The organism is Amycolatopsis albidoflavus (assembly GCF_039525725.1).
In the GTDB taxonomy this organism is placed as follows: Bacteria; Actinomycetota; Actinomycetes; order Mycobacteriales; family Pseudonocardiaceae; genus Amycolatopsis; species Amycolatopsis albidoflava.
This window is the reverse complement of the sequence record NZ_BAAAHV010000011.1, coordinates 579,289-601,416: the sequence shown is the minus strand read 5'-3', so window position 1 is coordinate 601,416 and position 22,128 is coordinate 579,289. Positions and strand designations below refer to the sequence as shown.

Here is a 22,128-nt window from a genome sequence, read left to right as displayed (position 1 = left end):
ACCTCCGTCAGGACGGGATGCTGTCGGCGTCGTCGGCCGACCCCTCGGCCTCGACCTCCTTGATCGCTTCGGCGGCCCGCTGCAACGCGGGAAGCGCCTGCAAAGCCTTGTCGGCGGTGAGCCGCATGACCGGGGCCTGCACCGCCACCGCCAGGTTGGACCGTCCGGTGCGGCTGGGCACCAAAACCGCCACGCACACGAGCCCGGGCAGGAATTCCTCGTCGTCCAGGGCGAAACCGTCGCGCCGGATGCGGGCGAACTCCTCCTCCAGCGCGTCGAGATCGGTGACGGTCTTGGCCGTGTACTGCTTCAGCGGAGCGTGCGCCAGGAGCTTTCGCCGCTGCGCCGGGCTCATCTGGGAGAGGATGATCTTGCCGCTGGCCGAGCAGTGGATCGGCACGCGCGAACCGGGCCGCAGGTAGAACCGCAGCGGCTCGGGCGTTTCGACGCGGTCGAGGTAGACGATCTCGCTGCCGGACAGCGCGGTGATGTTGCAGCTCTCCCCCAGCTCGTCGACCAGGTGATTGAGCACCGCGCGCCGCGCGCCGTGATGCGTGGCGTTGAGCAGCAGGTTTTCCGCGAGGCGGCGCAGCCGGTCGCCGGTGCCGTAATGCCGCCCGTCGGCCTGGCGCACGAGCAGCCCCGCGCCCTCCAGCTGCTGCAGCATCCGGTGCAGCGTCGGTTTCGGCAGGCCGGTCTCCTCGACCAGGCCCTGCAGCGTCACCAGCTGGTCCTTCGCCGCGATCAGCTCGAGCAGCGCGAACAGCCGCATGGTCGGGGTGTCTCCGTCGAGGCCCGCGCCGTCCGGCTCGCGCACGAGTTCCACGGCGCTGGTCTTCCGCAACTCACTCACGTTCCGAAAACTAGCACATCCTGTCTCGTTTTCCATCAACTGCCGGTTGACCTCCCGAGCGTGGCGTCCTATCGTCCATCGCGTTCAGCTTTCACGAACCTCACGTACCGAAAACCAAGACTTTCAGCGTCGAAGGAGTTCAACCATGGCGGAGAGGAAGACGGGCGACGGCCGCACCGTCGTCAGCGGGCCGGCGAAGATGACCCCGTCGGAGGCCTTCGTCGAGACGATGGTGGCCAACGGCGTCACCGACATCTTCGGCATCATGGGCTCGGCGTTCATGGACGCGATGGACATCTTCGCGCCGGCCGGCATCCGGCTCGTCCCGGTAGTCCACGAACAGGGCGCCGCGCACATGGCCGACGGCTACGCCCGGGTCAGCGGACGGCACGGCGTGGTCATCGGGCAGAACGGCCCCGGCATCAGCAACTGCGTCACCGCGATCGCGGCGGCGTTCTGGGCGCACAGCCCGGTCGTGATGATCACGCCGGAAGCGGGCACGATGGGCACCGGCCTCGGCGGCTTCCAGGAAGCCAACCAGCTGCCGATGTTCCAGGAGTTCACCAAGTACCAGGCGCACGTCAACAACCCGAAGCGGATGGCCGAGTACACCGCGCGGGCCTTCGACCGGGCGCACGCGGAACTCGGCCCGACCCAGCTGAACATCCCGCGCGACTACTTCTACGGCGAGATCGAAACCGAGATCCCGGAACCGCAGCGCCTCGACCGCGGCCCCGGCGGCGACCGAACCCTCGCCCAGGCCGCCGAACTGCTGGCCACCGCGGAATTCCCGGTCATCATCTCCGGCGGCGGCGTCGTGATGTCCGACGGCGTCGAGGAGTGCAAGGCGCTCGCCGAGCGGCTGGGCGCGCCGGTCGTCAACAGCTACCAGCACAACGACAGCTTCCCGGCCAGCCACCCGCAGTGGTGCGGCCCGCTCGGCTACCAGGGCTCCAAGGCCGCGATGAAGCTGATCTCGCAGGCGGACGTGGTGATCGCGCTCGGCACCCGGCTCGGCCCGTTCGGCACCCTGCCGCAGCACGGCATGGACTACTGGCCCAAGAACGCGAAGATCATCCAGATCGACGCCGACCACAAGATGCTCGGCCTGGTCAAGAAGATCACGGTCGGCATCTGCGGCGACGCGAAGGCCGCCGCCGCCGCGCTGACCGAGCGCCTCGCCGACCGCACCCTCGCCAGCGACGCCACCCGCGACGAACGCGCCGGGCGCATCAAGGCCGAGAAGGACGCGTGGGAAGAAGAACTCACCGAGTGGACCCACGAGAAGGACCCGTACTCCCTCGACATGATCGCCGAGCAGGAGGGCGAGGAGGGCAACTGGCTGCACCCGCGCCAGGTCCTTCGTGAACTGGAGAAGGCCATGCCCGCGCGGGTGATGGTGTCCACCGACATCGGCAACATCAACTCGGTCGCGCACAGCTACCTGCGATTCGAGGAGCCGCGGTCGTTCTTCGCGCCGATGTCCTTCGGCAACTGCGGTTACGCGCTGCCGACCATCATCGGCGCCAAGGCCGCCGCGATGGACCGCCCGGCGATCGCGTACGCCGGCGACGGCGCGTGGGGCATGAGCATGGGCGAGGTCATGACCGCGGTGCGGCACGACATCCCGGTCACCGCCGTCGTGTTCCACAACCGCCAGTGGGGCGCGGAAAAGAAGAACCAGGTCGACTTCTACGACCGCCGGTTCGTCGCGGGCGAGCTGGAAAGCGAGAGCTTCGCCGGAATCGCGCAGGCGATGGGCGCGGACGGCATCGTCGTGGACAAGCTCGAGGACGTCGGCCCGGCGCTGCGGAAGGCCGTGGACGCGCAGATGAACGAAGGCCGCACCACGGTCATCGAAATCATGTGCACCCGCGAGCTGGGCGACCCGTTCCGCCGCGACGCCCTGTCGAAGCCGGTGCGGTTCCTGGAGAAGTACCAGGACTACGTGTAATCCCCCGCTTCGCGAACAGCTGAACCGGCCGGGCCTTCGCGCCCGGCCGGTTTTTCGCGTCCGGACACCGGATCTGGCACTAGTGATCCGCCTCTTTCTGGCTCTGGGCGTGGACCAGAAAGATTGCGATCGTCGACACATTCCCGTTCTCGCACACACAGGAGGTCGCCAGGTGAACGTCACGGAGCTGCGGGCCACTGCCCGCCGACACCTCGGGCCGCACTTCACGCGCAAGGACACCTGGCAAAGCGAATTCCCGGTGTTCGTCCGCGGCGAGGGCAGCTACCTGATCGACACCGAGGGCCGCCGTCACCTCGACGGTCTCGCCGGGCTGTTCTGCGTCAACATGGGCCACGGCCGCGCGGACATCGCCAAGGCCGCGGCCGAGCAGGTCGGCACCCTCGCCTACGCCAGCAACTGGGGCTCGGCGCACCCGCCGTCGATCGAGGCCGCCCGGATCATCGCCGACCTCGCCCCCGGCGACCTCGGCACCACGTTCTTCGTGAACTCCGGTTCGGAGGCGGTCGAGACCGCGCTGAAGTTCGTCCGGCAGTACCACCGCAGCCAGGGCGCGCCGGAGCGGACGAAGATCATCAGCCGCGAAATGGCTTACCACGGAACGACAATGGGCGCGCTGTCGGTCACCGGCCTGCCCAAGATCAAGGAGCCGTTCGGCCCGCTGCTGCCGGGCATCCGGCACGTCCCGAACACCCTCGGCCTCACCGGCGACTGCGGCCCGGCCGACCAGCTGGACTGCGTCCGCGCCATCGAGGCGGTCATCCTCGAGGAAGGCCCCGAGACGGTCGCCGCGGTCTTCGCCGAGCCGGTCCAGAACGGCCGGGGCGCGCTGGTCCCGCCGGAGGGCTATTGGCCGGCACTGCGGGCGCTGTGCGACAAGTACGGCATCCTGCTGGTGTCGGACGAGGTCATCTGCTCCTTCGGCCGCCTCGGCCACTTCTTCGGCCACGGCCTGACCGGCGTCGTACCGGACCTGATCACCTTCGCCAAGGGCTCCACCTCGGGCTACGCCCCGCTCGGCGGCGTGATCGTGCGCGAGCAGCTGGTCACCGAGCTGTACGACTCCCCGAAGGGCGGCGTCTTCACCCACGGCGCGACGTGGGGCGGCCACCCGGTGTCGACGGCCATCGCGGTCGCCAACATCAGCGCGATGCGCGACGAGAAGGTGCCCGAGCACGTCCTCTCCGAGGGCCCGAAGCTGCAAGCCGCGCTGGAGTCGCTGAAGGACGCCCACCGCTGCGTCAAGGACGTCCGCGGCACCGGCTTCTTCTACGCGATCGAGCTGATGGCCGACCGCGACGGCGGCCGCGAGCTGACCGACCAGGAGTCGCTGACGGTCCTGCGCGAGGTCCTGCCGGAGTCGTTCCGCCGCACCGGAGTCATCCTCCGCGGCGACGACCGCGGCGCGACCATGCTCATGATCTCGCCGCCGCTGGTGGCCGACACGGACGTGCTGGACGAGCTCCTGCACGGCGTCGACGGCATGCTCACCGACGTGGAGAAGGCGATCCAGCCCTGACGGATAGCCGCGACGGGCGCTGGGTACCCCTTTGTTCCGAGGGTGCCCGGCGCCCGTCCTGCTGTCCGGGATCAGGCCGTTCTGGTACCGGAGCATGGCTAGCATCTGGCTCTCGCGGAGGGGCCTGTTCCTTCCTACGGTGACGGGAACCACACAGCAGCTCTCAGCGACATCGCGGCGGCAGTCGGCGCGGGGACATCGAGGTCCCCCGGCGCCGCCGGAAGGAGGAGACGTGGGTTCTGCACCGGAAACAGCCGCCCAGAGCGGTCTCAAACCGGGCCTCAAGCAACGCCACATGAATCTGATCGCACTGGGCGGCGTGATCGGCGCCGGCCTGTTCGTCGGAAGCGGCGTGGTCATCCAGTCGGCCGGGCCCGCGGCGGTGGTCTCGTTCTTCATCGCCGGCCTGATCACCGTGCTCATCATGCGGATGCTGGCCGAAATGACCGTCGCGCGGCCCGCGCTCGGCTCGTTCTACGTGTACGCCAGGGAGGCGATGGGCAACCGGGCGGGCTTCACCGTCGGCTGGATGTACTGGTACTTCTTCGTGATCGTGGTCGCCGTGGAAGCGGTGGCCGGCGGCCGGATCCTGCAGCTGTGGCTGCCGAACGTGCCCCTGTGGGTGCTGAGCCTGGGCCTGCTCCTGCTGCTGACCGCGACGAACCTGGTGTCGGCGCGGTCCTACGGCGAATTCGAGTACTGGTTCTCCTCCATCAAGGTCATCGCGATCCTGGTGTTCCTGGTGGTCGGCGCCCTGTACCTGTTCGGCGTCTGGCCCGGTTCCCACGGAGGCGTCAGCAATTTGGTCTCCCACGGCGGCTTCGCCCCCATGGGCATCGGCGCAGTGCTGGCGGCGGTCGTCCCCTGCGTCGGCTTCTACACCGGTGCCGAGATCGTCACCATCGCCGCGGCCGAATCCGCCGAACCGCGCCGCGCGATCGCGAAAGCCATGCGCTCCATCGTGTTCCGCGTCGTGCTGTTCTACGTCGGCTCGGTCTTCGTCGTGGTCGCGGTCAAGGCCTGGAACGCCCCCGACACCGCAGTGAGTCCGTACGCCGCGGTCCTGGACGTCCTGGGCATCCCCGCGGTGGCGACGATCATGAACGCGATTGTCCTGACGGCCGTGCTCTCCTGCCTGAACTCGGCCCTGTACACGTCCTCGCGGATGCTGTTCGCCCTAACCCGCAACGGCGACGCCCCGAAGATGTTCACGAAACTGTCCCGCAGCGGCGTCCCCCGCCGGGCCATCATCGCCGGCACGTTCATCGGCTACGTCTCGGTCATCGCGGCCTACACCTCGCCGAACCTGATCTTCCAGTTCCTGGTGAACTCTTACGGAGCGGTGGCGCTGTTCGTGTACCTGGCCATCGCCCTGGCCCAGGTCCGGCTGCGGAAACGCCTGCAGAACACCGATCCGGGCGCACTCTCGCTGAAAATGTGGCTCTTCCCGTGGCTGAGCTACGCGACAATCGCCCTGATGGCGGCGGTTATTCTGGCCATGGCGTTCCTCCCGTCGACCCGCTCGCAGTTCTGGCTGAGCGCGGTGACCCTGGTGCTGATCCTGATCGCGTACCAGGTCCGCAAACGCCGTCCGGCCGGCCCCGCGGCGACGGCCGAGACCGATGCCTCACGCGGCGAGGCCGGGGTGGCTTCCACCTGAGCCGGGCCAGCACCAGCTGGGCGTCTTCGGTCTGCCGGTTCCCGGCCAGACCTTCCGCCCGGCTGGTGTTGCCTGCCGGACTCGGGGAGTTGGTCGCGGGTCCGGGAGCCAGCGGTCCTCGCCTGGGTCGGACCAGGTTCTCCCGACCGCACCAGCCGGGTCCGGGCGGCCTCCACCCGCTCAACCAGCTCCCCTGGCCTAGCCGGGCACGGGCCGCCGGAAAGCTGGCTCGAATACGGGTCCCCGGCGTCGCCGAGCGCGTCCGGAGAACTAGTTCCGGGCATTCTTCCCCTGACCTCACCGACCAAGCCCCGGCCTGGTCGGTGAGGACCGTTCCGGCGGCCCCCGCCCGGGTCAAACCTGGGCCCCGACCAGCTCGACGAACTGATTCCGAGCGTCCCCACCCTGCCGAACCAGACCCCGCTGACCGCATCGACCACGGGCCGCCCGGCAAGCCAGTTCCGGGCGGCCTCCACCCGCTCAAACCGGTTGCCCTGGCCCCGCCGGGTCCATGCCGCGCGGCTTGGTCCCGACCGACCCTCACCCGGGTCCGTCCCCCGCTGGTGCCCCGCGATGCCACGATTCTGGACCTACCGCCACGACCAGGCGTGCCGCAAGGTAAACCGATCCGCCCGCGCCGTGGAGGTCTGATGCCGCACCCGTCGAGTGCCCTCGCTCCCCCGGCCCGCCGATGACGTTCTGGCAGCTGCCCCCGGCGGCGATGGCCTTCGCCATCGCCGCTTTGCTGGCGGGAGGCCTGATCCGCGGCTACTCCGGCTTCGGCGCGTCCTTGGTCTGGGTGAGCTGCCTCTGCCTGGTGCTCCCGCCGTCCGCCGTCGTCCCGAGCACGCTCCTGCTGGAAATAGCCTCCAGCGTGACCCTGCTGCCGAAGGCTTGGCCCGACGCCCACCGCCCGTCCATCCGCTGGCTTCTCGCCGGCGCACTCGTCGGACTGCCGACCGGCATCTGGTTCCTCGCGGCGCTGCCCGAACGCACGACAAGACTGACCGTCGGACTGGTAGTCGGAATCTCCGCACTAGCCCTAGCTTTCAGCCACCGAACCCGGCGCCTTCCCAGCCGCGCCGCGTGCGCCAGCATGGGAACAGCGTTCGGAGTCCTCAACGGAGCATGCGGAATGGGCGGCCCGCCAGTCGTCCTGATGTACCTGGCGTCCCCGCTGCCGATAGCAGTGAACCGCGCGAGCCTGGTTGTGTTCTTCCTGGCCGCCGACTCGATGACAGTCACCACCGCCGGCGCCGGCGGCCTACTCACCGGCGACGTTCTCCTGCAAACCGCCCTCTTCCTCCCCATCGCCCTGGCCGGAATCGCCGCCGGAACCTGGCTGTACCACCACGGACGCGGCGATGTCCGCCGGATCGTCCTCGGAATCCTCGCCGTACTGTCCCTGGCTTTGGTAGGCCAAGCGGTGGTCACGTGACCCTGTCCCACACCCGCCAAGCGACATCCCTCGCCCCTCACCCCGCTTCCTTACCCCTAACCTCTCCCCAACGCCCCGGCACCCACGGGACGGCGTCTCTCGCCCCTCACCGCTTTCCCTTATGCCCCAACGCGACCACCCGCCCTGCGGCAGCCTCGTTCACCCGCCCAACAACGTCCCCCGATCCTCACCCCGCCTCCCTCCTGGACACGACAGCCCCGCCCACTCACCGCACCCCCCAGGCGGCCCCATGATCCTCGGCGCACTGGCCGTCGCCTTCGCGGGCTTCATCGGCGGCCTGACCGGATTCGGCGCGTCCCTGGTCGGCACTCCCCTGCTGCTGCTCATCGGACTCCCGCTGCCGCAGGTAGTCGTGATCAACCTGATCACCACCATGATCACCCGGCTAGCGGTGCTCCACCGAGAACGAGACCACATCGCCTGGCGCCGCGTAGCAATCCTCGGCGCAGCAAGCCTCCCCGGTGCCGCCGCCGGCGCCCTCACCCTGCACCTGCTGCCGCCCCACGCCCTCCGCATCCTGGCCGGCACCGTCGTCGTGCTCTCCGGCCTGCGTCTGTTGCTCCGCCCGACCCAAGAAGCCCACCCCGCAACCCCAATAAAACAAACCGTCGCCGGCCTGCTAGGCGGCTACCTCTCCACGACGACGTCCCTGAACGGCGCACCCCCAGCCGTCCTGCTCGCCTCCGCGAAAGTCCCGCCAAGAACCTTCGTAGGCGACCTCGCAGGCTACTTCGTAGTGACCAACTGCCTGTCCCTGCTGCTCCTGGTCACCGCAGGCCAGTTCGACACCACCAACCTGGGTTGGCTGCCACCCCTAGTCCTGGCCGCCCTAGCCGGAAACCTCCTCGGCGGCCGCCTCATCGGCCGCGTCCCGCGCACAGTGTTCGACCGAGCGATAGTCGGCCTGATCGTGACGTCCGGCTTGGTGACCATGATCAGCGCCTGACCCCAGGCGGCGCACACGTCCCGTCTCACTCCCGTCAACCGATTCGCCGGACTGCCTCGACCAGCGCTTTGAATCGACCGCGCCGATGCCAAGGCTCAGCCGGGAGAACACCAACCGCATCCCGCCAGTTCGTTCGCCTGGCAAGATCAGCAGCGCGCCCCGCTCCGGTCTCGGGAGCGATGTTGTAACCCCAACTTCGACTGGCGCTGACCTGCGAATACTTCGCCGGAGTTCAGAATGTTGAGAACAGATGATCATCTCATGCGAGCCAATGACCCGATTCCACACCCCCCTGAAAAGAGGTGTCCGAGCGTCGTATACTCTCTTCATCAGCAAGTCCGAGTGGCGGAATGGCAGACGCGCTAGCTTGAGGTGCTAGTGTCCTTAACGGACGTGGGGGTTCAAGTCCCCCCTCGGACACGCGTACTAACCCTACGGGGTGGGCGGATGGTCACATCGACCATCCGCTCTTTCGCGTTATAGACCAGTTCCAGGCCGATCTCCTCGTATAGCTCTTGCAGCCGGGCCGGGCTCGCGCTGATCACCTGTCTCCCGGCGTCCGCCAGCGAGTCGACCAGCGCTTCGACGTCCGCTCTCCCCAGCTCTGAGCCTGCCGGAGTCCTCGCCAACTCCTCTGCCGCCGCGTCGCGTTCCTCCCTCGCGCGGTTCAACGGTTCAATCAGCGCTTCCAGGTCCGCACCGGCCTCGATGGCCTGCGTAAGCCTCGCCAATCGAGTCTTCGCTTGAGTCAGCCGCCGCTGAGCATCCGCGGTGCGCTGCGAGTTGACGTTCACGTCGCCAGCGACGCCCAGCATTGCGTCCACAGTTGCGTCACGTTGATCCTCCGAGAACGCATCGTGGATGTAGCTGTTCAACGGACCTAGCAACGCCGCTTCCGGCAGATAGATGTTCTTCGGGTGATCCGTCAAAGCTGGCGATCCGGGAACGAGCGTCCGAGCAGCGCACCGGTAGTAGATCCGCGTGTCCCGCGGCGTCCCCTCCATCTTGCGTTTGCAGTGATCGCACCGGACTCGCCCGCGAAACGCGTACGTCCACTTCGTGGCCTTCGGTCCTCGCTCCAGCTTCCGACGCGCTTCGAGACCACCAGCCGCGCGAGACCGGCGAGCGAGCTGAACCGCAGTGAAGTCCTCCACCGAGATGATCTCCGGATGCGCTGGCTTGCGTGACCGGACAACCCGGTCAGCCGACGCGCGCCGGAACCGCGTCACATGCCCAGCCGCAACGTCGTCCGGATCTAGCAGCATCTCCTGCCGTGCCCACCTACCGAAGAACGCGTACCCGGTGTACCGCGGATTCTCCAGAATCGACCGGATCGTGCTGCCCTGCCACCCGTCCGCGAGGCGATGCTTGTTCTGCTCAGGACGACGCGCGGACGGACACCGAATCCCCGTCACGGTTCAACCCGTTGGCGATCGCGCAGGCAGAACGGAAAGGTGGAGACATGGCTGACTCTCCGGCAGTTGAAGGCTGACCGGCTAGCGGAACTGCCGCATACCCTCGACTGCATCTCGGCCGGCGGGGCATAGGCCGTTCGGGTTGATGGCTCGATGATCCGTAAGGTGCTCGCGACCCCGGAGTCTTTGATGAAGGTCTATCGCGAAGACTTGCACCAACCGCGCCGACTCATCTCCGACGGCGAGCCCGCCCACGATGCGATCGCCGTCTCGCGCCGCCGCTACCGGCTAAAGATGTTCCACCGACCTCTTGACGACCCCCACTTCGACTTCGAGACCGTTTAGATACCCGCCACGAAGCGGGCAGCAGTGGAACAGTGGTTCTCTGAAGACAACACCGGATCCCCTACGTTTTCCTCACCGTATTGCGTATCATCTTGCGGAATGAGCATAATCTAAAACACCTAAAGGCCGGAGTGTTGAAAACGACACGACGACGTCGAAAAGCGGCCTAACTAAGTGTTCGTATTTGTACGACGGTTAGCCGACACGCAGGGCGAGGAGCATGTGGCTGACCGAGGAGCTGCGTGAGAGATCCAGCCAAACGGCGCCCGGGCCAGCGTCGGGTCCGAAGAGCATAAAAGCAAGGTTGAATGGTTCCCGAAGGCGCCTGGCTCACTGTGGAGAACCGACATGCAGATGTGACCAAGCATCACTTCTGGACTATGTAATCATGTCACCCGAACTAACGATGGACTGTCGGCGCGCGGCCGTCCAGGTGATCCAAGGGGGACTCCGCTGAAATTCTCGAACAAGTTTTCGACCGCCCTCCCCGCGCGTAGCGATGCAGGCAGGTTACCGTGCGCATGATCCCGGACTCGGTGCACTCCAGTGCCAGTCGCGCAGAGCAGGAGATTTTCTCCCAGCTAGCCGCACTCGAAGTGGCGACGGGGTGGGAATATGCCCTGCACAGCACCAACTTGCCTGAGCACGACCGGAAACGGGTCTGCGAGATCGATTTCCTGCTGTTGGGCGAACGTGGCTTGCTGCTACTGGAAGCTAAGGGAGGCGAGATCCTCCTGAAGAAGGACGTGTGGCACACGCGCGACCTCAAGGGCAACCGGCACCGGCTCAAGGAGAGTCCTCTCGACCAGGCCCAGACGAGTATGTTCGCCTTGGCGAGAGTCCTCCGCCGCATCACCGCCGACCCGCAGCTGGTCGAGCGCACGGTGTTCGGCTACGGAGTTGTCTTCCCAGACAGCGAGTTCGACGCGGTCAGCGTGGAGTGGGCTCCGGAGATGGTGATCAACTCGATTCGACTGGCCTCCGAGGGGTGGGTGGACTGCCTCGACCGGTTGGGTGCGTTCTGGGAGAGGAAGCCGGGCAACCGTGGTCCTCTGTCCGCCGATGACGTCGAGCGCTACCTCAACGTCCTGCGCCCCGACTTCGACCGTGTGCTGTCCTTGCGCCGTCTCGACGACATGGTGGAGAAAGAACTCGTTGCCCTGACCAGGAGCCAGTACAAGGCACTTGACCAGCATCGGAGGAATCCGCGACTGGTGTTCGAGGGCGGTGCCGGGACGGGCAAGACCATGCTTGCAGTGGAGATGTGCCGACGTGTCCGAGACTCCGGCGAACGTATCCTGCTGACATGCCACAGTCACATCCTGGCAGCCTTCATCCGTTCGCAGCAGGACTTGGACGGCATTACCGCAGTACCGTTCGACGAGATGTCGACCTTTGGTGCGGACACCTTCGACATGGTCGTGGTGGACGAGGCACAGGATGTCATAAACGGACATGGCCTCGATGTGCTGGACAGCGTGCTGTCCGGCGGATTGGCAGATGGTCGCTGGGCCTTCTTCCTCGACTCCAATAACCAGCGTGGACTGGTTGGGCGCTACGAGGACCGCGCTAAAGCCAGGCTCGACTCGCACCGACCCACCTTTGTCGACCTGATGGACAACTGCCGGAACACGATCGAAATCGTCCGCGCAACCCAGGAGCGGACCGGCGCCGACTTGGGGGTGACCACGGCCGGACACGGCCGCGAGGTCGTAGTGGTCGAGGAGGACCGCGGTAAGGCAATCATCGCAGTGTCTGCGGCCTTGGCCGAGCTCGAAGAGCACGGCGTGCCGCTCGAGCAGGTCGTGCTGCTGTCACCGCACGACCTGGCCGCATCGATCTTCGTCGACCTGCCCGTCGAGTGGCTTGAGCGGGTCGATGTGCTGGACCTGATGCGCATGCGCCGTCCTGGCCGCGGACGCGTCGGGTTCGCGCAGGTCGCCGACTTCAAGGGGCTGGAGAGCCGGTACGCCTTCTTGGAGGTGGACGCCGCGACGGACGATCGGGCTGCGCGCGCCCAGTTGTACGTGGGCATGACTCGCGCCAAGGCCGCGCTCTGGGTGGTCAAGCCGGACGCATCGGGGGCAGATCAGTGAGAAGGTTGCACACCACCGGGTTCCCGGACCGCGACCGGGTGATCGACTATTTACACGACCAACTGGTCGGTCCCGTAGACGGCGAGGACGAGGTCTTGTACGAGCGGGCTCCGCAGCATCGGTACCTGACCGCCGTGCTGTATCCGATGTCGCTCACCGTGCCCTCCGCCGATGGGAGCTTCCCAGCCGACGATGCCGAGGAAGTCGACGATCAAGCGGGAGCATTGCCCGAGGACGACGACGAGAACCCCATCACGCTGGCGGGACAAAGTCGGCCGAGTTCGGCTGGCATCAGCTTCATGACCGCGGAACGGTCCGCCATTGTGGTGGAGGTGCGAGCTGGGCAGTACCTGGCCACCTCGGACGACGAGTGGCGACGCGAACCGCTGGACCTCGTGAGGGAAGAAGGGCTGCGATTTGAGCCTCCACCCTCCGGGGCGAGCAGGCGGACGGAGGTTTGGAACGGGGCGGCCAGCGTCGAGGTCATCTGGCGTCTGCATCCCGATGGCGTGATCGTTACCGTCGTCTTGGTCAACCGCAAGATGCAGGAGGAGCGCCGGGCGGTGAACCCAGAGGACTTGCTCTTCCAGGTCGACCTGCGCTGCTCGGCCGTCGAGGGCACCCTCATCCGCTATCCGGCACAGGCGCGGGCACATAGTGACGAAGAGGCGGAAGAACTCGAACTCCAGTACCGTGACGTGCCGGTGTACGCCGTCGGCCACGGGACGGCCGCCCTCTGGGACACGACCGGCGACCAGCCCTTGTGGGTCGGCACGTCGTTCCTACCCTTACACGTCGTGCCCGACGTCGACTTCGACCTCCCCGACGTGGCCGCCGCCGTCCGCCTGAACGGCCTCGCCGCGATCGCTACTGATCCTGAGCCCGTGTTCGCGGCCCTGACGGGCTTCGTCGAGCGGTACTCGGACTGGATCACGAAGACCTGGGACGCCGCAGTGGCGGACCTCGACCAGCGACTCCAAGCCGCCGCTCAGCGGTTGCGCGTCCGTGCCACAAGTGCCAGGGACCGCATGCTGAGCGGTCTCGACTTCCTGCGCGAGGACCAAGTTGCGCTCAAGGCGTTCGCGCTGGCCAACCGCGTGATGCTCATGCAGATGGCGCACAGTCAGCCGCACCTCGGCGGCTCGCCGCACGCTCCCTCGGAAGCACCGGACCCGGCAGTCGAATATGACTCGCTTGACTACGCTTGGCGACCGTTCCAGCTCGGCTTCCTGTTGATGACGGTGAAAGGAGTGGTCCAAGAGGGCGAAGATCGGGACTTGGTCGACCTGATCTGGTTCCCCACCGGTGGTGGCAAGACCGAGGCGTATCTCGGGCTCGCGGCGTTCACCATCCTCCACCGGCGCCTGACCAGGGGTGACGCGGGATTGGGCACGACGGTCATCACCAGGTACACCCTGCGTCTGCTCACCAGCCAGCAGTTTCAGCGCGCCGCGACCATGATTGCCGCCTGCGAGCGGGTGCGCCGGGACGACCCCGAGTACAGGGGACAGCTCGGCAGCCGTGCCGTGTCGATCGGCCTGTGGGTCGGCGGTGATAACAGCCCTAACAGCTTCGCGGAGGCCCGGCGACTGATCGCTCGGCTGCGGGACGGTGCAGCGAGCGACCAAGGCTTCCAGATCGAGTCCTGCCCGTGGTGCGGTACGAGGATCATGCCCGGCAGCCCAGCCGACGAGCAGCGATGGGGCATCTCGGCGACCAACAACTCCTTCCGCGTGCGGTGTGTGAACGACAAATGTCCATTCCGCACCGAGCTGCCCATGTCGTCCGTGGACGAAGACCTCTACTTGAACCCGCCCACCATGCTGGTCGGCACGGTCGACAAGTTCGCCCGCGCGGTCTGGAAAGAGGACACCGGCGTGTTCTTCGGCGCGGGTCCCTACCCGGGTCCGTCACTGATCATCCAAGATGAGTTCCATCTCATCTCAGGACCGCTCGGGACCATAGTCGGCCTCTACGAAGCGGCTTTCGATGTGCTGATGGCGCATCGGGGCAATAAGCCCAAGATCGTCGCCGCCACGGCCACCATCCGCAGGGCCGACGAGCAGACCAAGGGTGTCTTCGGGCGGCCTGTTTCGCTGTTCCCGCCAGCGGGTGTCGACGCGGCCGACTCGTACTTCGTGAGCACCGACCGCAAAGGACCCGGTCGTGCCTACATGGGAGTCATGCCACAGGGGCATACACCGCTCACCGCGCTCATCCACGTCGCCGCGGCGCAGTTGCAGGCACCGCTCGAAGTGGACCTGACGCCCGCGGCCAAGGACGCATACTCGACACTCGTCGTTTACCACAACAGTCTCCGTGAGCTGGGCAAGACGATCAACCTCGCTTCCGACGACATCCCGTCACGGTTGAAGGTGATCGCACAGGCCGAGGACCACGTGCGGCACCTCGACGACGACAACGTGGTCGAGCTGACCAGTAACGTGGCATCAGCACAGATCCCGCAACGCCTGGACCGGCTCAAGGAACCGCACGACGCTCCGAACGGCGTCGGCTTCCTGGCCAGCACCAACATGATCTCCGTGGGTGTCGACGTCGGCCGTCTCGGCGTCATGACCGTCGTTGGCCAGCCGAAGACGACCGCTGAATACATCCAGGCCACCAGCCGCGTGGGTCGGAACGCCGACCGCCCCGGCCTCGTGGTGACCGTGTACTCACCCTCCAAGCCGCGAGACCGGTCGCACTACGAGTCGTTCACTCCCTATCACGCGAGCCTTTACCGCTCGGTGGAGCCGAGTTCGGTGACTCCGTTCTCGGTACCAGCGCGCTTGCGTGCCCTTCACGCAGACTTGGTCGTCCTGGTGCGCCACGCGCTCGGTCTGTCGGGTGACCAGGAGGCCGCGTCATTCGACCCCGACGACGAGCGCTTCTCTGCGCTCCTCAAGAGGTTCCTCGGCCGCGTTGAACGAGCCGATGCAACCGAACTGGAGCGGGTCGAGGCTCACCTCAACGACCTCGTTGAGACGTGGGTGAAGCGGGCCGTGGATGCGGAGCAGGCTGGCGGTCTGCGCTACAGCCAGGGCGGGCGCGAGCGCCCCAGGCTGCTCAAGCGGTTCACCGACCAAGGGGACGGCTGGGCCACGCTCGACTCCATGCGCAGCGTGGACGTGGAGGTCCAAGTCGAAGTGAGGGGCACCCGGAAGTGACGATTCGCAAGGTTCGGCGTTCGCAAATCATCAGTCCTTTCGGCCCTGGAGCGATCATCGATCTCGTCGGCGAGTCGTTCGTGGTGGAGGACGCCGGGAAGTGGCGCGGCCCGCACGTGTCGATCGATTTTCCGCGCTTGGCCGCCTACCTGAAGGTGGATTCGCTCGCGGCACCGTCACCCCGCCGGCCCATCCCCTACTACCGCTTTCCCCAGTGGCTGTTCTGCCCAAGCTGTCGGCGCATGAGCCGGTGGTCGTACAGGAAAGAGGTCGCCAACACTGCCCCATCATGTGAACACTGTCCCGGCCGCAAGCAGCTCGTTCCAATGCGGTTCGTTGCGGTGTGCGCCAACGGACACCTGTCGGACGTCGACTGGGCCGCCTGGGCACACTCCGCGGATCGTCGCAACCGGAATCAGAACCAGTGCCAGCGGCCGGACCTGAAGTTCCTGAACAAGACCGGCGTCGGTGGTGGCCTCAACTCGCTCGTCGTGCGCTGCGGAACGTGCGGCGGTGAGAAGTCCTTGGACGGATTGACCACCAGGATCGGACTGAAGCAGATTGGCGGCAAATGCTCTGGCAGGCAGCCGTGGCAGGACTCGAGAGACGCCTCGGTCTGCTCCGAGCAAATGGTTGCGTTGCAACGTGGGGCCTCAAGCGTATATTTCCCCACGGTGGAGAGCGCGATCGACATTCCGCCGGAGTCGGCGTGGAGCACGATCAGCGACCCGCTAGCTGCACTGATGAGGAGCAACGAGTTCAAGTTCCTGGTCGGCCAACCTAATTACAAGCTGGCCAAACAGATGATCGAGGTAGCAGCCGATGAGTACGGGCTCTCCGTCGCCGAGGTCGAGGCGGCCCTGGCGCGCGAGGCCGGTGATCCGCGCACTCCCATCGACGGTGGTCCGGAGAACATTCGCCCGGACGAGTGGGCGGCCCTGATCAACCCCCAGGAGGACCACGATCACCGAGACCGCTTCATCTCGCGCCGAGCCGATCGACCGCTGGGTGACGCTGGAGGGACGACAAGCGGCTGGCGGAAACCGATCGTAGATGTCGTACTGGTCGATCGCCTGCGCGAAGTTCGGGTGCTGACGCATTTCGAGCGCCACACGATGCAGGAGAAGGTGCCGTCGAACTTGAGTTCCGACGGCGATTTCCTGCCGGCGATCGAGGTATTCGGCGAGGGCTTTTTCCTCAGATTCGACGAAGAAGCCCTCGTCCGCTGGGAACGATCAGGCCCGGTGGTCGACCGATGTCGGAAGCTGTTGGAGCGGCACGAAAACAAGGGAGTCAAATGGCTTCCGGATCCGACACCGCGCTTGGTGCTCCTGCATACCTTCGCGCACCTGCTTCTGCGCAACACCGCCTTCGAAGCTGGCTACTCGACTTCCGCGTTGCGCGAGCGCCTATACGTAACGAAGAGCGGCAAAGGCCCCGCCATGGCGGGCGTATTGATTTACACCGCAGCTGGTGACTCGGAGGGCACTCTCGGCGGCCTCGTAAGGATGGGTGAGTCCCCCCGGTTGGGTCGGCTCCTCGACATGTCGATCACTTCGGCCCAGTGGTGCTCCTTCGACCCTGTGTGCGCGGACCACCCCGGTCAGGGACCGGACGGGCTGTCCCTGGCGGCGTGCCACGCGTGCTCGTTGACCCCGGAGACGAGCTGCGAGGTGATGAACAGGCTGCTTGACAGGCGTCTTCTGATCGACCCGGAGTTTGGGTTCTTCAAGGACCTGGCTGCGATGGTTAACGGTGTACCGGGGAACACGCTGTGAGTGCCGTGTTACGTGCCCCGCATCATGAAGCGCTGTGTCACACCGTGGTAGCCGCCGCGCCCGCAGTCGACCAAGCGGACCAGGCAGTCGCGGCCTACCGCCGCTTGCGGGGGCGCGGCAAGGAGCTTCACGTCATCACCAGGTCCAGCGTGCTGACGAGCCGCATCCGCACGATGATGCCGTTCGAGAGCCGTGGAGACACGGTGATGACCTACCACTCCTACTTCGCCAACATGTGGCGCGCAGTGCTGCGAGTCAGACAACCGGAGACGGAAGATTACGACTTCGATTTCTGGGAATTCAAGCGGCATCTCCGGGCCCGTTACGTCCGACCGCTAGACCAGCGACATGTCATCGTGGTCCAAGGGCAGCAGCTGCCGCCCGACTTCTACACGGTGCTCCGGCTACTGAGCATCGAGGCGACGGTATTCGTCGACCCCGTGCAGACGGTCGGCGACTCCGGTACGACACTGCACGACCTCACCGCTCTTCTCGGTGTCGATGCCGCCACGACCTCGCACGACGTCGATGGCGGCACCGCGCAGATCGACCAGTTGCTAGAGCGCCTCGGCGATGGATCTTTCCTCACAGACGTCTCCCGCCATGAAGGTCCGCGGCCAGTGCTGGTGGATCATGAGGATGTCGACGAGGAGATCCGGTTTGTCGTAGAGCACGCGACGGCGCACCACGACCGGCGAATCGGCGTGCTGCTGCCGACTCGCGAATTGGTCCAAGCCTTCAAGGATGGGATCGGCGACCTGTTCGACGGAACGACGCAGTGGCACCTGTCCGGTGCAAGGGTCCCGCGGCACGCAGCGGTTACCGCATCCGACCCGGGAATCAAGGTTCTGACTTGGGTTAGCGCCGTGGGTATGCGGTTCGACCACGTCATGCTGGCGGGACTCGACCAGGTCGAGGACCGCTTCCGGCTCGAAAACGCGCTGCGGGTGCTCGGCCCGACGACGCACTCGGACTTGTTTCTCTCGTACTCCGGTGTGGGGCGGCCCACTGCTTTGAGCGGGCTCCCGTTCGCGTTGGTGGACGACCGCACGCGCAAGGCGGTCGGCGACGAGTGGGTGGAGGTGATATCCACTAGGTGCCTCCCAGTCTCTCCTTCCACGACAGAGCAGCTGCCCCCGCCCAGCCGCTCAGCCGTCGACAGTGCCCGCGCGGTGCTCGCTGCTCTAATGCGGAGCAAGGACCGCGCCAAACGCCTGCTGACGGCTGAGGAAGAGGTCGGGCTGGCGCAGTTGATGCGGCTTACCGGCGAAGATCTCGCGGAGGAACTGCCTAAGGGGTTTCGCTCAACGCTGCGCAGCGCTGACGTGCGGGCGAAGGCGTTCGACGCCATGGTGTTGCACAACACCGGCCTCGTGCGCTCCTGCATCACGAAGCACCTCGGTGCTGGTCTTGAGGACGAGGACCTGTACCAGCACGGGCTGTTGGGTCTGATGCGGGCGATCGAGAAGTGGGACGGTTCGCGAGGGCTGAAGTTCTCCACCTACGCGGTGAACTGGATCAACCAGCACATGGGCCGAGCAGTTCCCGACGAAGGCGCGATGATCCGGCTGCCGGTCCACAAGTACGAAGAAGTCCGCAAGGTTCGCACCATCCGGAACAACCTGCTCCTCCAGCAGGAAGACGCTCCAATCGCGGAGATCGCCAAACGCACCGGATTGTCTTGGGAGAAAGTGCTGGACTGCCTGCGGTTGTCCTTGGGTGTGATCAGCCTGGACGCACCCTTGGGCATGGATGGCGAGACCTCGTTCGCGGAACTGATCCCTGCTCCGCTCGACGACCATTCGAACCCCGACTACGTGGTAGACCGCGAACTCGGCGCCGAACTCGTGCGTGAAGCTTTGTCACTGCTGAAGGAGCGTGAAGCCGAAGTACTCAGGTTGAGGTTCGGCTTCAATGGTGGTGTCGACCTCACCCTGGATAAGATCGGCGAGCGCTTTTCGTTCACCCGCGAACGAGCGCGGCAGATCGAAAGCAAGGCGAAGGACAACCTGCGCGACAAGCTCGCGGACGTAGGTCTGGTGGCCGGTGGTGCAAATTCCGTTCGCATACCCTCACCGAAGCGTCCGACCTGTCGGGCGAACGGCATGCGTACACCGAAGCGTGAGAAGCGCCCGGCCAGCACGGAGATCGCCACGGGATCGGGACTCGTGGACCTGCTCGGCGCTGCAGACGGAGATAGTGCCGTGGGAACTCTGCTGATCGCCTTGGTGGACCGCGCGTTGGGATCCGGTGCCCGCCACGTCCGTATTAGGAGCGCGGGCTCTGGCACGAGCTGCAGACTTTCGCTAGTCCACGACGGCGCAGCCTTCGCCGGATATTCGTTGCTCTCGACGCTGTCCGAGGGACACGAGGTGTCGCGCGGGTCGGTAGCCCTCGGCATCGCCGCCTCCCTGTACGGTGAGATCACCACTTGGGAGTCGCATGCGTCCCCGGTTTGCTTGGTGCTCACCTCCGCCGTGGACACCGGAACTTGGTGGCTGCATCGCACTTCTCGGAGGCTCCCCGCGGGGCTGCTGGCCAAGGACAAGGTCGACCGCTGGTCGGTGGTGTTGCTCCGCATGCCACGTCCGCAAGTCGCGGGTGCACACTTCGGAACGATCCTCGACCGGTGCATCCGCGACTTGGGTGTGGTGTTCGGAGCGTTGTTGGAGCGCAATATTTGCCTGGAAGTCAATGGATGTGCGGTAACTGCGAGTGACCCGTTCTTGTGGTGCAATCCGGCCGGGCAGCACCTCGGGGAAGAGCGGGTAACCGGCGAAGGCTTCTCGGTGATCGCCAGTCCTCGCGTCCTACCTCACCCGGACCTCCTGCGTGCCGGAGAGGCGGACTCGGTCGGTGACCCGATCGACTGGCGGGCCTCGCAGGGTTTCTACGTGCGATGCGACGGCCGATACTTCTCGCTCGGTGGGTGGCTCGGACTCGACGGCCTGGACATGGCGGAGAGCACCGCACTGGCCAGGGTCCTCGTCGAGGTGCCGTTCGCCCAGCGCTCCGCCTGGGGCGAAGATCGCCCCGGAGCCGCGGCCGTAGTGCCGGCACCGCTGCGGCCGAGGCTGGCCGCTCTTGCGCGCATAGCGCGCGCCAAGTCAGAGCTTGTAATCGAACAACACCGAACCAGGGGGACGACGTGACGGACGGCGAGCTCGCCGCCTTCGCAGCGGAGCTGCGGCGCAGGGTGGAGGACCGGGTCCAGGCGGAGCCGGAGCTAATGGCACGGGACGCCTTCGTAACCCTAATCGGCGAGCACCTGATCGACGATGGGGCGCTAGACGATCTGGACACCTGTTACTTGTTCATGCCCTGGCAGAGCCGTCGCATCGAGGTTGCGGGGTACGACATCACAGGAGACGGCACGATCCTGCACCTCGTCACGGCCGATCACGGCTTGGACGCTGAGCCCCTGAAACGTGAGCGGCTAACCCAGTTGGTCCGTCGCGCCGGCGCGTTCGCAGAGTTCTGCCGCAGCGGACTGCACGAGCAGCTTGAGCGGTCGAGCCCGCCTTACGACATGGTCGAGCACATCCACGGCGCGTGGCCCCAGTTGCAGATGATCAAGATTCTGGTCTTCACCGACGGGAAGAGCGGGTTGCGCCGAGCGGAAGAGTCCACCGTTGCTGGTCTCCCGACCCTTGTGAACGTGTGGGACGTCAACCGTCTCCACAAGCTGATCAGCTCGGGCGCCGACCAAGAGGACATTCTCATCGACGTCGCGAAGATGGGGTACGAAGTGCACTGTCTGGAGTCACCCGAGCAGGCCGACGGTTACCGATGCTTGATGGCGATGCTGCCGGGGAAGCTGCTCGCCGATCTGTACGACGAGCACCACAGCCGGCTGCTCCAGCGCAACGTGCGTGCGTACCTTCAAGCCAGGGGAAAGGTCAACAAGGGGATCGCGGAGACGATCAAGGAACAGCCCGGTCGATTCCTGGCCTACAACAACGGCGTATCCGCCACTGCTCGAGAAGCAGACCTCGAGCGGACATCGAGCGGACTGGTGCTGCGGACCCTGACCGAGCTGCAGATCGTCAACGGTGGACAGACCACCGCCTCGTTGCACCACGCTGCGCGCAAGGGAATCGATCTGGCCCAAGTCATAGTGCCCGCGAAGATAACCTTGATCCCCGATGACCGGCTTGACAGCATGGTTCCGGAGATTTCCCGCTACGCGAACTCGCAGAACGCTGTCACCCCAGCCGACTTCGAGGGCAACAGCCGCTTCCATGTCGGGTTGGAGCGGTGGTCCCGCACCACCTGGGTGCCCTCTCTCGGGGTCGACGTCGAGCAGACTCGCTGGTACTACGAGCGCGTGCGCGGGCAGTACGACGTCGAGAAGAACAGGTTCACGACCGCCGCCACGCGACGCAAGTTCGACCGCGAGAACCCTGTGCGACAGCGATTCGGCAAGACGGACGCCGCCAAGTACGAGTTCGCCTACTCGCTGCGACCTGAAATCGTGTGTCAGGGCGCTGAGAAGTGCTTCCGAACGTGGACGTCGGACGAGGGCTTAGCCGAGCGCGAAGCGCCCGATGACGTGTACTTCCGCCATCTGGTCGCCAAGGCAATCGTGTTCCGCCAGGTCAGAGCGATTATCCAGAAGCAGAACTTCGGGGGGTACCTCGGCCAGACAGCTGCGCACAGCGTGTCGTTGATCGTACAAACGCTCGGCGGGCTCGATCTCGACCGGCTCTGGCGCGAACAGACGCTGCCCGAAGCGATCGTCGCGGCGGTACCCGAAGTTGCCAAGGCTGTGCGCCGGGTGCTCACCTCACCTCCGAGCGGCGGAAACGTCACCGAGTGGGCAAAGAAGACCGCCTGCTGGGACAGTGTCCGCGCGATAGGGTGGGTCCCTCCTGCCGACGTTCTCGTCGGTTAGGCGACTTCATCCCCGTTTCATTGT

13 protein-coding genes and 1 tRNA gene are annotated in these 22,128 nt (G+C 65.9%); 12 read left to right on the top strand and 2 right to left on the bottom strand.

The features are described from left to right. Window positions 1–7: 7 nt before the first annotated feature. Window positions 8–853, bottom strand: a complete 846-nt coding sequence (locus tag ABD156_RS17240; protein WP_344273801.1) for an IclR family transcriptional regulator — start codon at window positions 851–853, stop codon at window positions 8–10. Between the two features lie 145 nt (window positions 854–998). Here ABD156_RS17240 and xsc point away from each other — a divergent pair, with 145 nt between their 5' ends. From xsc to ABD156_RS17210, 6 genes are all read left to right on the top strand, one after another. Then, window positions 999–2,807 carry a sulfoacetaldehyde acetyltransferase gene (gene xsc / locus ABD156_RS17235; protein ID WP_344273798.1) on the top strand — a complete coding sequence of 603 codons (1,809 nt, stop codon included), beginning with the start codon at window positions 999–1,001 and terminating at the stop codon, window positions 2,805–2,807. A gap of 172 nt (window positions 2,808–2,979) precedes the next feature. Continuing rightward, the gene (locus tag ABD156_RS17230; RefSeq protein ID WP_344273795.1) at window positions 2,980–4,344 is read left to right on the top strand and encodes an aspartate aminotransferase family protein; all 1,365 of its coding nucleotides are present in this window, start codon (window positions 2,980–2,982) and stop codon (window positions 4,342–4,344) included. Window positions 4,345–4,639: 295 nt separating this feature from the next. Further along, complete coding sequence (locus ABD156_RS17225; protein WP_344273792.1) at window positions 4,640–6,004, top strand: amino acid permease; 1,365 nt, start codon at window positions 4,640–4,642, stop codon at window positions 6,002–6,004. Between the two features lie 691 nt (window positions 6,005–6,695). After that, window positions 6,696–7,442, top strand: a complete 747-nt coding sequence (locus tag ABD156_RS17220; RefSeq protein ID WP_344273789.1) for a sulfite exporter TauE/SafE family protein — start codon at window positions 6,696–6,698, stop codon at window positions 7,440–7,442. 250 nt (window positions 7,443–7,692) lie between these two features. Beyond that, on the top strand, window positions 7,693–8,409 hold the full coding sequence (locus ABD156_RS17215; protein ID WP_344273786.1) for a sulfite exporter TauE/SafE family protein: 717 nt from the start codon (window positions 7,693–7,695) through the stop codon (window positions 8,407–8,409). 336 nt (window positions 8,410–8,745) lie between these two features. Then, window positions 8,746–8,829 (top strand) — tRNA-Leu (locus ABD156_RS17210). Here the strand turns inward: ABD156_RS17210 and ABD156_RS17205 are convergent. Next, window positions 8,811–9,824: a recombinase family protein gene (locus ABD156_RS17205; RefSeq protein WP_350539955.1), complete on the bottom strand. Its 1,014-nt coding sequence runs from the start codon at window positions 9,822–9,824 to the stop codon at window positions 8,811–8,813. The two genes, ABD156_RS17210 and ABD156_RS17205, sit on opposite strands and share 19 nt — an antisense overlap. A 165-nt stretch (window positions 9,825–9,989) precedes the next feature. Here ABD156_RS17205 and ABD156_RS17200 point away from each other — a divergent pair, with 165 nt between their 5' ends. From ABD156_RS17200 to ABD156_RS17175, 6 genes are all read left to right on the top strand, one after another. Further along, the gene (locus ABD156_RS17200; RefSeq protein WP_344273783.1) at window positions 9,990–10,169 is read left to right on the top strand and encodes a hypothetical protein; all 180 of its coding nucleotides are present in this window, start codon (window positions 9,990–9,992) and stop codon (window positions 10,167–10,169) included. A gap of 521 nt (window positions 10,170–10,690) precedes the next feature. Beyond that, on the top strand, window positions 10,691–12,265 hold the full coding sequence (locus ABD156_RS17195) for an NERD domain-containing protein (RefSeq protein WP_344274489.1): 1,575 nt from the start codon (window positions 10,691–10,693) through the stop codon (window positions 12,263–12,265). A 5-nt stretch (window positions 12,266–12,270) separates the two neighbouring features. Then, complete coding sequence (locus ABD156_RS17190) at window positions 12,271–15,432, top strand: helicase-related protein (RefSeq protein ID WP_344273780.1); 3,162 nt, start codon at window positions 12,271–12,273, stop codon at window positions 15,430–15,432. Next, window positions 15,429–17,210, top strand: a complete 1,782-nt coding sequence (gene drmB, locus ABD156_RS17185) for a DrmB family protein (protein ID WP_344273776.1) — start codon at window positions 15,429–15,431, stop codon at window positions 17,208–17,210. Before ABD156_RS17190 ends, drmB begins: the two co-directional genes overlap by 4 nt. Beyond that, the gene (locus ABD156_RS17180) at window positions 17,207–20,362 is read left to right on the top strand and encodes a sigma-70 family RNA polymerase sigma factor (RefSeq protein WP_344273773.1); all 3,156 of its coding nucleotides are present in this window, start codon (window positions 17,207–17,209) and stop codon (window positions 20,360–20,362) included. The genes drmB and ABD156_RS17180 overlap by 4 nt, the downstream gene beginning before the upstream one ends. After that, complete coding sequence (locus tag ABD156_RS17175; RefSeq protein ID WP_344273770.1) at window positions 20,359–22,104, top strand: AIPR family protein; 1,746 nt, start codon at window positions 20,359–20,361, stop codon at window positions 22,102–22,104. The genes ABD156_RS17180 and ABD156_RS17175 overlap by 4 nt, the downstream gene beginning before the upstream one ends. The last annotated feature ends 24 nt before the right edge of the window (window positions 22,105–22,128 follow it).